14 protein-coding genes are annotated in these 15,043 nt (G+C 57.7%); 4 read left to right on the top strand and 10 right to left on the bottom strand.

Annotated features, from left to right (window positions below; genetic code table 11):
- Positions 1-60: 60 nt before the first annotated feature.
- The 5 genes from carA to grpE all read right to left on the bottom strand — a co-directional run bounded on the left by carA (position 61) and on the right by grpE (position 6,280).
- Positions 61-1,197 carry a glutamine-hydrolyzing carbamoyl-phosphate synthase small subunit gene (gene carA / locus ACYZTZ_RS00860; RefSeq protein ID WP_046045784.1) on the bottom strand — a complete coding sequence of 379 codons (1,137 nt, stop codon included), beginning with the start codon at positions 1,195-1,197 and terminating at the stop codon, positions 61-63.
- Between the two features lie 259 nt (positions 1,198-1,456).
- On the bottom strand, positions 1,457-2,263 hold the full coding sequence (dapB, locus tag ACYZTZ_RS00855; RefSeq protein ID WP_046045783.1) for a 4-hydroxy-tetrahydrodipicolinate reductase: 807 nt from the start codon (positions 2,261-2,263) through the stop codon (positions 1,457-1,459).
- 9 nt (positions 2,264-2,272) lie between these two features.
- Positions 2,273-3,397: a molecular chaperone DnaJ gene (dnaJ, locus tag ACYZTZ_RS00850; protein ID WP_461996934.1), complete on the bottom strand. Its 1,125-nt coding sequence runs from the start codon at positions 3,395-3,397 to the stop codon at positions 2,273-2,275.
- 297 nt (positions 3,398-3,694) lie between these two features.
- Positions 3,695-5,611 carry a molecular chaperone DnaK gene (dnaK, locus tag ACYZTZ_RS00845; RefSeq protein ID WP_008149038.1) on the bottom strand — a complete coding sequence of 639 codons (1,917 nt, stop codon included), beginning with the start codon at positions 5,609-5,611 and terminating at the stop codon, positions 3,695-3,697.
- Positions 5,612-5,713: 102 nt separating this feature from the next.
- Positions 5,714-6,280, bottom strand: coding sequence for a nucleotide exchange factor GrpE (gene grpE, locus ACYZTZ_RS00840; RefSeq protein ID WP_046045781.1), 567 nt, complete (start codon positions 6,278-6,280; stop codon positions 5,714-5,716).
- Positions 6,281-6,521: 241 nt separating this feature from the next.
- On the opposite strand from grpE, the gene recN reads away from it, so the two are divergent.
- On the top strand, positions 6,522-8,195 hold the full coding sequence (gene recN / locus ACYZTZ_RS00835) for a DNA repair protein RecN (RefSeq protein WP_461996933.1): 1,674 nt from the start codon (positions 6,522-6,524) through the stop codon (positions 8,193-8,195).
- Positions 8,196-8,270: 75 nt separating this feature from the next.
- Here recN and fur read toward each other — a convergent pair whose 3' ends face one another.
- Positions 8,271-8,675, bottom strand: coding sequence for a ferric iron uptake transcriptional regulator (fur, locus tag ACYZTZ_RS00830; protein WP_003197684.1), 405 nt, complete (start codon positions 8,673-8,675; stop codon positions 8,271-8,273).
- 97 nt (positions 8,676-8,772) lie between these two features.
- Between fur and ACYZTZ_RS00825 the strand changes: the two genes are divergently transcribed.
- Positions 8,773-9,300, top strand: a complete 528-nt coding sequence (locus tag ACYZTZ_RS00825) for an outer membrane protein assembly factor BamE (protein WP_008149042.1) — start codon at positions 8,773-8,775, stop codon at positions 9,298-9,300.
- Positions 9,301-9,361: 61 nt separating this feature from the next.
- Here the strand turns inward: ACYZTZ_RS00825 and ACYZTZ_RS00820 are convergent, their stop codons facing one another.
- The 3 genes from ACYZTZ_RS00820 to ACYZTZ_RS00810 are packed head-to-tail and all read right to left on the bottom strand — an operon-like array spanning position 9,362 to position 11,514.
- Positions 9,362-9,676 (bottom strand): RnfH family protein, encoded by a 315-nt coding sequence (locus tag ACYZTZ_RS00820; RefSeq protein ID WP_461996932.1) that lies wholly within the window; start codon positions 9,674-9,676, stop codon positions 9,362-9,364.
- Complete coding sequence (locus ACYZTZ_RS00815; protein ID WP_033058141.1) at positions 9,669-10,103, bottom strand: type II toxin-antitoxin system RatA family toxin; 435 nt, start codon at positions 10,101-10,103, stop codon at positions 9,669-9,671. The genes ACYZTZ_RS00820 and ACYZTZ_RS00815 overlap by 8 nt, the downstream gene beginning before the upstream one ends.
- Positions 10,104-10,110: 7 nt before the next feature.
- Positions 10,111-11,514, bottom strand: coding sequence for a sodium-dependent transporter (locus tag ACYZTZ_RS00810; protein WP_046045778.1), 1,404 nt, complete (start codon positions 11,512-11,514; stop codon positions 10,111-10,113).
- Between the two features lie 118 nt (positions 11,515-11,632).
- On the opposite strand from ACYZTZ_RS00810, the gene smpB reads away from it, so the two are divergent.
- Entirely contained in the window at positions 11,633-12,115 is a 483-nt protein-coding gene (smpB, locus tag ACYZTZ_RS00805; RefSeq protein ID WP_008149046.1) for an SsrA-binding protein SmpB, read from the top strand.
- 115 nt (positions 12,116-12,230) lie between these two features.
- Here smpB and ACYZTZ_RS00800 read toward each other — a convergent pair whose 3' ends face one another.
- Positions 12,231-12,998, bottom strand: coding sequence for a GntR family transcriptional regulator (locus ACYZTZ_RS00800; RefSeq protein ID WP_008149047.1), 768 nt, complete (start codon positions 12,996-12,998; stop codon positions 12,231-12,233).
- A gap of 262 nt (positions 12,999-13,260) precedes the next feature.
- On the opposite strand from ACYZTZ_RS00800, the gene ACYZTZ_RS00795 reads away from it, so the two are divergent.
- The gene (locus tag ACYZTZ_RS00795; RefSeq protein WP_461996931.1) at positions 13,261-14,952 is read left to right on the top strand and encodes a lactate permease LctP family transporter; all 1,692 of its coding nucleotides are present in this window, start codon (positions 13,261-13,263) and stop codon (positions 14,950-14,952) included.
- Positions 14,953-15,043 lie beyond the last annotated feature (91 nt).

Below are 15,043 nucleotides of genomic sequence, written 5' to 3'. Positions count from 1 at the left end.
TTGAGGGGGTCACCGTGTGTCGGGACCGCCCTCAAGCTTTGCTACATCAAAGGCGAGCGATTAGCGTCGCTTGGCCATTTCGTTGATGAAGCGATCAAACAGTGGTGCTACGTCGTTCGGGCCAGGGCTTGCTTCCGGGTGACCCTGGAAGCTGAAGGCGCTCTTGTCGGTACGCTCGATACCTTGCAGGGTGCCGTCGAACAGCGATTTGTGGATCGCGCGGACGTTGGCTGGCAGGGTCGTTTCGTCTACCGCGAAACCGTGGTTCTGGCTGGTGATCATCACCACACCAGTATCCAGATCCTGGACCGGGTGGTTGGCACCGTGGTGGCCGTGCCCCATTTTCAGGGTCTTGGCACCGGAGGCCAGGGCCAGCAGTTGGTGACCAAGGCAGATACCGAAGACCGGAATTTCGGTTTCCAGCACATCTTTGATCGCCTGGATCGCGTAGTCGCAAGGCTCTGGGTCACCAGGGCCGTTGGACAGGAACACGCCGTCCGGCTTCAGAGCCAGAGCTTCAGCAGCTGGAGTTTGAGCCGGCACTACGGTCACGCGGCAACCGCGCTCGACCAGCATGCGCAGGATGTTCAGCTTGACGCCGTAGTCGTAGGCAACCACGTGGTACGGCAGCTCAGAGGCTTCGATGGTTGCGTGGCTGTCGGTTTTCAAATCCCAGACAGTCGAGCGCCACTCGTATTTCTCTTTGGTGCTGACGACTTTCGCCAGGTCCATGCCTTTGAGGCCAGGGAAACCCTGAGCGGCGGCGATGGCGGCTTCTTCGGAAATGTTGTCACCAGCCATGATGCAGCCGTTCTGCGCGCCTTTTTCACGCAGGATGCGCGTCAGGCGGCGAGTGTCGATACCAGCGATTGCCACAACGTTGTTGGCTTTCAGGTAGTCGGACAGAGACATCGTGTTACGCCAGTTGCTCGCAACCAGTGGCAGGTCACGGATAACCAGGCCAGCGGACCAGACGCGGTCGGACTCGGCGTCTTCCGGCGTGGTGCCGGTGTTGCCGATGTGCGGGTAAGTCAGGGTAACGATCTGTTGGGCGTAGGAAGGATCGGTAAGGATTTCCTGATAGCCGGTCATGGCGGTGTTGAACACCACCTCTCCAACGGTCTGACCGTCGGCTCCAATGGCTTCGCCGCGAAAAATGCTGCCATCAGCAAGGGCGAGTATGGCTGGCTTAGTCAAGAAGACCTCCCGTAAATAAAGCCTGAAAGGGCGATCGCAGGTTGTAAAAAAGCGGAGTGACGTATGGACACGTCACCCCGCTTCTTCACCGAATAATTCTGCGCGCTTTTAGTGGACACACTAAAGCTGTAGCTTACAGAAAAAGGCATTTTTGGTCTACCGCCAATGAGCCTTAAAGGCCGGGGAATGCGACAGGACGTCGCTTGGCGTAATAAAACCGGGCCCAAACACTGTGTTGGAACCCGATTTCGGGGGCATCTTAACGCAGATCGAGCACGTCTTGCATGTCGTAAAGACCCGGCTCACGACCGTCCAGCCACAACGCAGCACGTACCGCGCCCTTGGCGAAGGTCATGCGACTGGACGCTTTATGCGTGATCTCCAGTCGCTCACCCTCACAGGCGAACAGCACCGTATGATCGCCGACCACATCACCACCGCGAACAGTCGCGAAGCCGATCGTTTCACGCTCTCGCACACCGGTGTGACCTTCACGACCATAGACCGCGACCTTTTGCAGATCACGATCCAACGCATTGGCGATGACTTCACCCATGCGCAGAGCCGTACCTGAAGGTGCATCGATCTTGTGCCGATGATGAGCCTCGATGATCTCGATATCCGCATCATCACCCAACACACGAGCAGCCATATCGAGCAGCTTCAGCGACAGGTTTACACCGACACTGAAATTGGCTGCGAACACGATCGGAATATCCTTGCCGGCCTCGGCCAGCAACTGCTTCTGCGCAGCGTCCAACCCCGTCGTGCCGATCACCATGGCTTTGCCCGCCTTACGGCAGAATGCCAGGTTTTTCAGCATGACTTCCGGGAGCGTGAAGTCGATCAGCACGTCGAACTCATCAGCCACTGCGTCCAGATTGCCGGACAGTGGAACGCCGATACGCCCCAGTGAGGCCAGTTCACCAGCATCCACGCCAATCAGCGTACTGCCGGGGCGTACGATGGCTGCCGTCAACCCGGTCAGCGGCGCACGTTGCTGAACCGCCTCGACCAGGATCTTGCCCATGCGCCCGGCAGCGCCCATCACAGCTATACGTCGCATGCCGACTCCTTACAAATCGCCGAAGAAGCGCTTCACGCCTTCGAACCAACCAGTGGTTTTAGGCGAATGACTGTTGTCATCTGCCAGCGAGCTACGGAACTCTTCCAGCAATTCGCGCTGACGACGCCCCAGATTGACAGGGGTTTCAACCGCCACACGGCACATCAAATCACCAGCACCGCCGCCGCGCACTGGCGCAACGCCCTTGCCGCGAACACGGAACTGCTTGCCGGTCTGAGTCCCTTCAGGGATTTTCAGTTTGACTCGACCATCAAGGGTCGGAATCTCCAGCTCACCACCCAGCGCAGCATCAACAAAGCTGATTGGCACTTCGCAGAACAGGTGCTTGCCGTCGCGCTGGAAGATCGCGTGCTCACGCACGTTGATCACCACGTACAGGTCGCCAGTCGGACCACCCTGAGCACCCGCCTCGCCTTCGCCGGACAGACGAATGCGGTCACCGGTATCGACACCAGCCGGCACTTTCACCGAGAGGGTTTTGTACTCTTCGACACGGCCCTGGCCATCGCAGGAGTTGCACGGATCAGAAATGATCTTGCCTTGGCCATGGCAGCGCGGGCAGGTTTGCTGCACCGAGAAGAAGCCTTGCTGCATGCGAACCTGGCCGATACCGCCGCACGTCGGGCAGGTCACCGGCGAGGAGCCTTTCTTGGCACCCGAACCGTCGCACGGCTTGCAGTTGACCAATGTCGGAACACGGATATTCACGGTCGTACCGCGCACCGCTTCTTCCAGATTCAGTTCCAGGGTGTAACGCAGGTCGCTGCCGCGCTGAGCGCCGCCACGAGAACCGCCGCGACCACCGCCGAAGAAGTCACTGAAGACATCACCAAAGATGTCGGAGAAGTTCTGACCGCCAAACCCGGCACCGCCGCCACCCATGCTCGGGTCGACACCGGCATGACCGTACTGGTCGTAGGCCGCGCGCTTGCTGGAATCAGACAGCACTTCGTAGGCCTCGTTGGCCTCCTTGAACATATCTTCCGACGCTTTGTCATCGGGATTACGGTCCGGGTGGTGCTTCATCGCCAGGCGACGGTAGGCCTTTTTCAGGTCTGCTTCGCTTGAGCCACGCTCAACACCCAATACTTCGTAATAGTCACGCTTTGCCATAAGTCTTTGCACTCTTAAGGACGTTCGGCAAACCTCTCCTGAGCCTTGCCAAACTCGTTGAGCCCCAATACAGGCCCGGACCCAACTCACGTCAATTCAACGATCCTGGTCTTTGATTCGATGCGGTACTTTCGGCTCGAAAAGCAGGAGCATTCTCGGCCATACCATCAGCACCCGAGCGTTGTCGCATGCTGTAAAAATTCGCTAACTCCAGACACGCCAACGCGGGAGCAAGCCCCCGCGCGGCGACATCCTACCAGTCACTGCCTAAAGGCAGTCAACCGGCCGACCAACAACTTACTTGTGGTCTTTGACTTCTTCGAACTCAGCGTCGACGACGTCGTCAGCCTTCTCAGCCGATTCGCCTTGCGGTGCAGCACCTTCAGCAGGTTGAGCCTGCTCGGCGTACATCTTCTGCGCTACTGGAGCGGAGACTTTCGACAGCTCTTCAACCTTGGCTTCGATTGCAGCTTTGTCGTCGCCTTTGACAGCGGCTTCCAGCGCAACAACAGCAGCTTCGATTGCAGTCTTCTCTTCAGCAGTCACTTTATCGCCAGCGTCTGCGACCATTTTGCGAGTCGAGTGAACCAGTGCATCGCCCTGGTTGCGAGCGGTTGCCAGCTCTTCGAACTGGCGATCTGCGTCGACGTTGGCTTCAGCATCGCGAATCATCTGCTGAATTTCTTCCTCGGACAGACCGGAGTTGGCCTTGATCACGATCGACTGAGTCTTGCCGGTAGCCTTGTCTTTGGCGCCTACGTGCAGAATGCCGTTGGCGTCGATGTCGAAGGTCACTTCAATTTGTGGCACGCCACGTGGTGCTGGTGGAATCTCGGCCAGGTCGAACTTGCCCAAAGACTTGTTCTGAGCGGCTTGCTTACGCTCACCTTGCAGCACGTGAATGGTCACAGCGCCCTGGTTGTCGTCGGCAGTCGAGAACACTTGCGATTTCTTGGTAGGAATCGTGGTGTTTTTCTCGATCAGCGCAGTCATCACGCCGCCCATGGTTTCGATACCCAGAGTCAGCGGGCTAACGTCCAGCAGCAGAACGTCTTTCACGTCACCGGCCAATACGGCGCCCTGGATAGCAGCACCCATGGCAACAGCTTCGTCCGGGTTCACGTCTTTACGTGCTTCTTTACCGAAGAACTCGGTCACCAGCTTCTGAACCAGTGGCATACGGGTCTGACCGCCGACCAGGATCACGTCGTTGATGGCGCCAATGTCGATGCCAGAGTCTTTCAGAGCGATGCGGCAAGGTTCGATGGTGCGTTGAACCAGGTCTTCTACCAGCGCTTCGAGCTTGGCGCGGGAGATTTTCACGTTCAAGTGCTTAGGACCGGTGGCGTCTGCAGTGATGTACGGCAGGTTCACGTCGGTCGAATTACTCGAAGACAGTTCGATCTTGGCTTTTTCAGCGGCTTCTTTCAGGCGCTGCATGGCCAGCGGGTCGCCCTTAAGGTTCATGCCGCTTTCTTTCTTGAATTCGTCAACAAGGTAGTCGATCAGACGAATGTCAAAGTCTTCACCGCCCAGGAACGTGTCACCGTTGGTGGCCAGTACTTCGAACTGGTGCTCGCCATCGACTTCAGCGATTTCGATCACGGAAACGTCGAAAGTACCGCCGCCCAAGTCGTAAACGATCACGGTGTGATCGCCCTTCGCCTTGTCCATACCGTAAGCCAGAGCGGCTGCGGTTGGTTCGTTGATGATACGTTTTACGTCCAGGCCCGCAATGCGGCCGGCGTCTTTGGTGGCTTGACGCTGGCTGTCGTTGAAGTAGGCCGGAACAGTGATCACCGCTTCGGTCACTGGCTCGCCGAGGTAGTCTTCGGCGGTCTTCTTCATTTTCTTCAGAATTTCAGCCGAGATTTGTGGCGGCGACATTTTCTGGCCGTTCACTTCAACCCACGCGTCGCCGTTATCAGCCTTGGCGATTTTGTACGGGACCATCTTGATGTCTTTCTGTACGACTTCTTCGTCGAACTTACGACCGATCAGACGCTTCACCGCATACAGGGTGTTGTGCGGATTGGTCACAGCCTGACGCTTGGCCGATTGGCCGACGAGGATTTCACCATCGTTGGCGTAAGCGATGATCGACGGCGTGGTACGCGTGCCTTCAGCGTTTTCAATAACTTTGGCTACGCCGTTTTCAAGCACGGAGACGCAGGAGTTGGTAGTCCCCAGGTCGATACCGATAATTTTGCCCATGTTCACTCTCCCGAAACTTTGGATTTGGTTGCCGCAGCAGTGGTGGCTAACTGCGGTAGCACTTAAACGCTTGACTTCTAAATGGGGGCCTTGCGGCTAATTTCAAGCCTGCTCGTCAATCGAAGGCGAAACCGGCGCTGGAGCCTTGCTGACCACGACCATGGCCGGGCGCAGCAGGCGACCGTTGAGCTGATAGCCCTTCTGGAACACCTTGAGCACGCTGTTCGGCTCGACGTCGGCGCTTTCCTGCATGGCCATTGCCTGATGCTGAACGGCGTTGAACGGTTCGCCATGCGGGTCGATCGCTTCCAGCTGATAACGCTTCAGGGTGTCCTGGAACATTTTCAGGGTCAGCTCGATGCCTTCGCGCATTGGACGAATGCTTTCGTCGTCCGGGCTGGACAACTCCAGACCACGCTCCAGGCTGTCGATGATCGGTAACAAGTCACCGGCGAATTTCTCCAGTGCGAACTTGTGAGCCTTTTCTACATCCTGCTCGGCGCGACGGCGGACGTTCTGCAGATCAGCCGCAACACGCAAAGCCTGATCATGAGCGCCAGCCAATTGCTCTTCGAGCACTTGAACACGCGCCGCCAGTTCATCACCCGAATCCGGGGCAGCCTGATCGGCGTCTAGATTTTGCGTATCCACTGTCTGTTCGTCAGCCATAGATTTCTCCTTTCAATATCGTCCGCGAGCTCAACTCGCGCTTCTGCCCAGCTATATGGGGCCGCAAAATTCAGCTTCAAGGGGCGCTGATTTATTAACCCTACAAAAAACAGCTGCATTGTCATTCCCGGGCGCACTAAGGATTTCGTCGGATCAAGCAAATAGAGCTAAGTGAGGGCATTGTCAGCCAGAAACAAAACACTGTATAAATAACCAGACCTAAAGCCTGGGAGCGGCCTTTATGCTGGTGCACCTGTCCGTACATAACTACGCCATCGTTGAACATCTCGATCTCGAACTCGATCGCGGGATGAGCGTGATCACTGGGGAAACCGGCGCCGGCAAGTCGATCATGCTCGACGCCCTCGGCCTGACCCTGGGCGATCGCGCCGACAGCGGCGTGGTCCGTCCCGGCGCCGACAAGGCCGATATCCTGGCAACCTTCGACCTGGTCGATATTCCAGAAGCCAGCGCCTGGCTGGCCGAGCGCGATCTGGAGAGCGACGGCCCGTGCATCCTGCGCCGGGTGATCACTGCTGAAGGACGCTCGCGTGGCTACATCAACGGCACGCCCTGCCCCCTCGGCGACCTCAAAGCCCTGGGTGAACTGCTGATCGATATCCACAGCCAGCATGAACATCAATCCCTGCTCAAGACCGACACACACCGCCGTCTGCTCGACGAGTACGCTGGCGCAACGGACCTTGCCCGTCAGGTACACCTGGCCGCCCAACGTTGGCGCCAGACCCGCCAGGAGCTGGAACGCCTTTCCAATTCCGGCGACGAGCAGCGCGCTCGCCATCAATTGCTCAGCTATCAACTCGAAGAGCTGGAAAACCTCGGCCTCGGCGAAAGTGAACTAGAACAGCTGGAACAGGAACACAAGAACCTGACCAACGCCGAAACCCTGCTGGGCATTTGCCGGCAGGTGGTCGAGCAATGCAGCGAAAGTGATTCCGGGAATGTGCTGAATGCCCTCACCGCCAGCCTCAATCGCCTTTCGAGCGTCAACAACTCGATTGGGGCCCTGGGTGAAGCCAGCAGCCTGCTGACCAGTGCGCAGATCCAGGTCGAAGAAGCCGTGGGAGAACTGAACCGCTTCCTTGATAACTTCGATGCTGATCCAGCGCGTCTTCAGTACCTGGAGGAACGCCTTGATGCGATCTATACCATGGCGCGCAAACACCGCATCCAGCCGACCGAAGTGGCCGAGATGCAGCAGCGCTTGCTGGATGAAATCGAAACCCTGAATGCCAACGACGAATCCATCGAGCGACTGAGCGATGAACTGGCCTCCTACGCCCGTCATTACCAGGAAAAGGCTCGTGAGCTGAGCGATTTGCGCCATCAGGCCTCGAACAGCCTGGCCAGCGCCGTGGAGCATGAAATCCAGCGACTGGGCATGCCTGGTGGGCGCTTCACTATCGAGTTGCGCCCCAACAGTAGCGATGAACTGCTACCCAATGGCCTTGAGCAGGTAGAGCTGCTGGTGAGTGCTAACCCGGGCCAACCTTTGAAAGCGCTGGCAAAAGTGGCATCCGGCGGCGAACTGTCACGGATCAGCCTCGCGATTCAAGTGATCACCGCACAGACCTCCCGCGTACCGACCCTGGTGTTCGACGAAGTGGACGTGGGCATCGGCGGTCCGACCGCCGAAATCGTGGGCCAATTGCTGCGTCGACTTGGGGAACGCGGGCAGGTATTGACGGTAACTCACTTGCCGCAAGTAGCAGCGCAGGGACATCAACATCTATTCGTACACAAAGTGCGCGGCGAAGATGCCACTCACACAGCCGTCTCCAAGCTGAGCAAGAACGATCGGGTCGAAGAAGTGGCGCGGATGCTGGGAGGCATCGACCTTACAAAGGAATCTCTGGCTCATGCCAGGAAAATGGTCGTCACTGCAAAAATTTAAGACCGACAGAAAGCACGAAGGCGACCCTGGGGTCGCCTTCGCTCGTTTCGCGAACCTTAAGTTCGCGCGACATGCTTACTTTTTCTTGCGTACGTACAGTACAAGGTTGTGATCAACCATCTCGAAGCCATACTTGTCGACGATTGCCTTCTGCAGTCGCTCGATTTCTTCGTCGAAGAATTCGATCACTTCACTGGTCTCGACGTTGACCATATGGTCGTGATGCTTGCCGTCGTCCAGCTCGAAGACCGCATGGCCCCCGTCGAAGTTGTGCCGCACCACAAGGCCAGCTGCCTCGAACTGGGTCAGGACACGGTAAACCGTGGCCAGACCGACGTCCTCACCAGCCTCCATCAGCGCCTTGTAGACATCCTCGGCACTCATGTGGCGTTGCTCGGCGGAATCGAGCATTTGCAGAATTTTGACCCGTGGAAGGGTCACTTTGAGGCCGGCTTTGCGTAGTTCGCTATTTTCAACCATGGTCAGCTTTCTCGCGATGCTGCTTCGCAGCTTCTCTTAATGCGGGTATGATCGGCGTTTACGTTGTCCCAGCCAAGATAGTGGAAGTCGCCCACCGATGCAAAACACCAAGCTCTTGCTAACCAGTTTCACCTTTGTGGGACTGCTCGCACTCGCCGGTTGTTCATTCCCCGGGGTTTACAAAATCGACATCCAGCAGGGCAATGTCGTCACGCAGGACATGATAGACCAGTTACGCCCGGGAATGACCCGCAAGCAAGTACGGTTTATCATGGGCAACCCTCTGTTGACCGACACGTTCCATGCCGATCGCTGGGATTATCTGTACAGCCTGCAACCGGGTGGCGGTGAACGCCAACAGGAACGCATTAGCGTTATCTTCAACCCAAATGACCAGCTTGTCAGCCTCTCTGGTGATTTCATGCCAGGCGTGAGCCGCGACGAAGCCATTCTCGGCAAGGACAGCGGCACTACAGTTGCTGCGCCAGCAGAAAACGCCGAGAAGCCGAAACCAGAAAAACCGGTCAAGCCAGGTTCGTTGCTGGACCAGATCCAGAAGGACGTCGACGGTGTAGAAACCGTTCCAGTCCCGACTCCAGAACCTCTGGAAACCTCGCCGCAATAAATTGCGACGCAATAAAAAACCCGGCATGTCCGGGTTTTTTATTGTCCAGCGCTTGAGCGAATCACTGATTCCGGGTTTTGGCCTCAGCAGCCTTGGCTGCGCGCAACCGACGAACCTCTTTCGGATCAGCCAGCAATGGCCGGTATATCTCGATGCGATCTCCAGCCTGGACAGGATGCTTGCCTGGATCAGCGATCACTTTGCCGAAGATTCCTACCGGGCAATCGGCCAGATCCAGCTCGGAAAACGCCTCGCCGACACCTGACATCAGCAAAGCCGCCCGCACGGTTGTTCCTGCCGGTACCGACACCGACAGGAGCACCTGACGATCAATGGCGGCATACACCACCTCAACGTCGATCACGGCCTCAACCATGCATCTGCTTGGCGCGCTGGCAGAAGGCATCCACCAGCGTATTGGCCGCCTGATTGAACAACGGCCCCAAGGTTGCGCGGACAATCGGACCGGCGTAATCGAACGACAGGTCCAGACTGATCTTGCAGGCTTTCTCGCCCAACGGTTTGAACACCCAGACGCCATGCAATTGATTGAATGGGCCTTCCTCGAGGTTCATCTCGATCGAATGCCCAGGCACCAACGTGTTGCGCGTTACGAAATGCTGGCTGAGTCCCCCCTTGGCCACGCCGACGCTAGCGCGCATATGCTCAGGAGAACTTTCCAGGACTTCGGCCGATGAGCACCACGGCAGAAATTCCGGGTAACGCGCCACGTCGTTGACCAGGTCATACAGCGCTTGTGCCGGATACGGCAGCAGGGCCGAACGTTGAATGTGTGTCGTCATGTCAGCGTCACTTCCACAGCTGGGCGGCAAACACTACAAGAATGCCGATGGGCGCCACATAGCGCATCAAGAACAAGGACAGGGCGAACAACGCAGGGTTGCGGATCGACAACTCGTCGCGCACCGCTTCACGCCCCATCACCCAGCCTGCAAACACCACGAAACACAAACCACCGAGTGGCAACATGATTCGCGAGGTGAAGAAATCGATCACACCAAAGAAGTCCAGGCCACCGGCCGCACCCCATTGATAGAGGTGGAACATCCCGCCTTCGTTCACGAAAAATTTGGCTTCCTTCCAGATATTGAAGGAGAACACCGTGCCCAGACCGACAAACCAGCAGATAAATGCCAGCCAAAAGGTCACCCAGGCGCGGCTGACTTTCGTGCGTTCAACCAGGTAAGCCACCATCGGCTCAAGCAAGGAAATCGCCGAGCTCCAGGCTGCAATCGCTACGAGCACGAAGAACACTACGCCCATCAACTGGCCAAACGCTACGTTACCAAAGGCAAATGGCAGGCTGACGAACATCAGGCCGGGGCCCTCGCTCGGGTTCAGGCCCGCGGCGAACACGATCGGAAACAATGCCAGACCAGCTACCAGGGAAACGAAGGTATCGAGCAGTGCCACGCCGACGATGGTGCCGGAAATCGATGAATTCTTCGGCATATAGGCGCCGTAGATCATGATCGAGCCGACGCCCACGCTCAGGGAAAAAAACGCGTGCCCCATGGCGGGCAGCAAGCCGTCGAGTACTTTTTCCGGGTGGAAGTCGAACATGAAATGCACGCCCTCCATGAAATGGCCGGTGGTCATGCTGTAGCCCAGCAGAACAATCACCATCACGAACAGTAGCGGCATCATGATCCGCAGGCTGCGTTCCAGGCCGGCGACCACCCCTTTGGCAATCACCACCGCCGACAGCAGCATAAATATTGTGTGCCAAAGTGTCAGGCGCCATGGATCGGCGATCACATTGCCAAAGTAGGCGCCAACCTGGTCAGCCGTCACCCCCTGGAAGTCGCCACGGCCCATGTCGATGATGTAATCCAGCGACCAGCCGCCGACCACACTATAGAAAGACAAGATCAGCAACGCCGTGATCATCCCGGCGAATGCGCCCCAGGACCATTTACCTGAATGCCCGGCTTCCAGCGCCAATACCTTCAGGGCGTTGGCCGGGCTCTGTCGTGCACGGCGGCCGATCAGGGTTTCGGCCAGCATGACCGGCACACCGATCAGCGCGATACAGGCCAGGAACATCAGCACGAAGGCGCCGCCGCCGTAGACGCCGACCATGTACGGGAATTTCCAGATACTACCCAGGCCCACGGCCGAACCGGTCGCGGCGAGTATGAAGACCCAGCGGCTAGCCCAACTGCCGTGGACAGAAACCTTGTCTGTCGACATCGTTATCACGCCCAAGCGTTCAAAAAAGAGGCCGCATTGTCCGGGATTCAATCAACCTGCTCAAGCACGTAGCGATACCGTAGCCGACTCGCGTGCAACTCCCTATAATGCCGCCCCTATGGCTAAACAGAAGAAACACCCAACAGGGACCATCGCGCAAAACAAAAAGGCGCGACACGATTACTTCATCGAGCACAAGTTCGAGGCTGGTCTGGTCCTGGCCGGCTGGGAAGTAAAAAGTCTGCGGGCGAGCAAGCTGCAACTGGTTGACAGTTACGTACTGCTCAAGGATGGCGAAGCCTGGTTGCTCGGCAGCCACATTACGCCGCTGATGACCGCCAGCACCCACGTCATCGCTGATCCGACCCGCACCCGAAAACTGCTGCTCAACCGGCGCGAGCTGGAAAAGCTGGCCACGGCTGTGCAGCAAAAAGGTTACGCCTGCGTGTGCCTGTCCTGGTACTGGAGCAAGCACATGGTCAAGTGCGAGATCGCTCTGGGCAAGGGCAAGAAGGAATACGACAAGCGTGATACCGAACGCGAACGCGACGCCGGTCGCGAGTTGCAGCGTGCGGTGCGCAACAAGGGCAAGGAAGATTAATCTTTCTGCCTGAGTGTTTGGCGCCAGCGAAAAGATCGCAGCCTGCGGCAGCTCCTACATAGATCGCGTATCCATGTAGGAGCTGCCGCAGGCTGCGATCTTTTGCTTTAAATAATCACATTCCCTTGCGCCGCTCCGCCCGAGCCATGCGCTGTACTTCCTGACGCACTTCTTCCAGCACTTCCTGCACATACAAAATGTGTCGACTGGAGACTTCCCGCGCCTGCTCGGCCCTTCCTTCAATAATCGCCAGGTACAACTCCCGGTGCTGCGTGATAAGCATGTCGCGGGTTTCCGTACGCTGCTTGTACATACCGCCGATGTTGGTTACCACGTTACGCTTGAGCAGATCGAACAACCCGCGAATGGTGTGCAGCAACACCGCGTTGTGACTGGCCTCAGCAATCGCCAGATGGAATTTCGCATCCGCCGCCCCCTCTTCCGCCCGACTTACCTCGTCGTGACGCGTATAGCAGTCTTGCAATTCATTGAAGGCCGCGGTCAATCGCTCGCGATCAACGTCCGTAGCACGCATGGCGGCGTAATAGGCGCAGGAGGCTTCCAGGGTGTGACGAAATTCCAGCAGATCGCGCTGCGCTTCAGGGTTGCTTTCCAGCAGATGCAGCAGCGGATCGCTGAAGGTTGACCCCAGCGACTCCACCACATAATTGCCACCTCCCTGGCGACTGACCAGCAAGCCCTTGGCCGCCAGTTTCTGAATCGCTTCGCGCAACGAAGGGCGTGACACGCCGAACTGCTCGGCCAACGCACGTTCGGCCGGCAAGCGCTCACCCGCCTTCAGCGTGCCCTCGAGAATCATCCCCTCGAGCTGCTCGACAATATCGTCAGACAAACGGCGCTGACGAATTTGATCAAACCCCATAACTCATTTCTCCACGATCCCGACGGCTCGCCGGGGTCTCTATTCTGGCCTATCAGGGCTGTGTCAGCACCTGCCAGATGGCATTTGGTCGAGCGGACCAGATGACTTCTGCACCGAGTATTCGACAAAAGTTTTAGGGCGGCAAATTGACACGCCGCCTACAAGGCTTTTACCCTAGCCAACAGCGATTGTAAATTGGTATTACCAATTATCCAAGAACGCTGACCAGTGCCTGACCAACAACAATTAGGGGCCACCCCATATGCAAACCTGGCAACAGCTCTATTCTCCGCTCGGCAGTCTCGGCGTGTCCGCGCTCGCGGCCGTTATCCCCATCGTGTTTTTCTTCCTGGCATTGGCCGTGTTCCGACTCAAAGGACACGTGGCCGGCAGTATCACGCTGGCCTTGTCCATTGCCGTGGCGATCTTCGCCTTCCAGATGCCGGTCGACATGGCCTTTGCCGCCGCCGGCTATGGTTTCGCCTACGGCCTGTGGCCGATTGCCTGGATCATCGTGGCGGCGGTATTCCTCTACAAACTGACGGTCAAGAGTGGTCAGTTCGAAGTGATCCGCAGCTCGGTGCTGTCGATCACCGACGACCAGCGCCTGCAAGTGCTGCTGATCGGCTTCTGCTTCGGCGCCTTCCTGGAAGGTGCCGCCGGTTTCGGGGCGCCGGTAGCGATTACCGCCGCCCTGCTTGTAGGACTGGGCTTTAACCCGCTGTACGCCGCAGGCCTGTGTCTGATCGCCAACACCGCGCCGGTGGCGTTCGGTGCCCTGGGGATTCCAATCATCGTCGCCGGGCAAGTGACCGGTATCGACGCGTTCAAGATCGGCGCCATGGCCGGTCGGCAACTGCCATTGTTGTCGGTGTTCGTGCCGTTCTGGCTGGTGTTCATGATGGATGGCCTGCGTGGAGTTCGGGAAACCTGGCCTGCCGCACTGGTGGCCGGTTTGAGCTTTGCCGTCACCCAATACTTCACTTCGAACTTCATTGGCCCGGAGCTGCCGGACATCACCTCGGCGCTGGTCAGCCTGATTTCTCTGACCCTGTTCCTGAAAGTCTGGCAGCCAAAACGCGCCGCAGGCGCACACATCGTCGGCGCCGTCTCGGCTTCCGTGGTGGCCAGCACCGGTGGTTTCGGCCAGAAGCGCACCACCGTGGCTTCGCCTTACAGCTTGGGGGAAATTTTCAAAGCCTGGTCGCCGTTTCTAATCCTCACCGTGCTGGTCACGATCTGGACGCTGAAACCGTTCAAGGCCATGTTCGCTGCAGGTGGCTCGATGTATAGCTGGGTGTTCAACTTCGCTATCCCGCACCTGGATCAAATGGTGATCAAGATCGCACCGATCGTGACCGCACCGACGGCGATGCCGGCGGTGTTCAAACTCGACCCGATTTCCGCGACCGGCACGGCGATTTTCTTCTCCGCGTTGATCTCGATGCTGGTACTGAAGATCAATGTAAAAACTGGTCTTACCACTTTGAAAGAGACCTTCTACGAGCTGCGCTGGCCGATTCTGTCCATCGGTATGGTGCTCGCCTTTGCCTTCGTCACTAACTACTCGGGCATGTCCTCGACCATGGCGCTGGTTCTGGCAGGCACCGGTGCAGCATTCCCGTTCTTCTCGCCATTCCTGGGATGGCTGGGCGTGTTCCTGACCGGTTCCGACACCTCCTCCAACGCACTGTTCAGCTCGCTGCAAGCGACCACCGCGCACCAGATCGGCGTCAGCGACGTGTTGCTGGTAGCGGCGAACACCAGCGGCGGCGTGACCGGCAAGATGATCTCGCCACAATCGATCGCCGTGGCCTGCGCCGCGACCGGTCTGGTGGGCAAGGAATCGGATCTGTTCCGCTTCACCCTCAAGCACAGCCTATTCTTCGCAACGATCGTCGGCCTGATTACCTACATCCAGGCCTATTGGCTCACCGGCATGCTGGTGCACTAAGTACTACACGAAAAAAAGCAAAAACCGACGCCGGACCACGATTCCGGCGTCAGCTATTCACAACCCGGTCTGTAAGGCTGCTGAAAGCTTG

It is taken from the genome of Pseudomonas sp. LB3P58, assembly GCF_054897895.1.
Note: the sequence above shows the minus strand (reverse complement) of the source record. Positions and strands in the feature narration are given on the sequence as shown.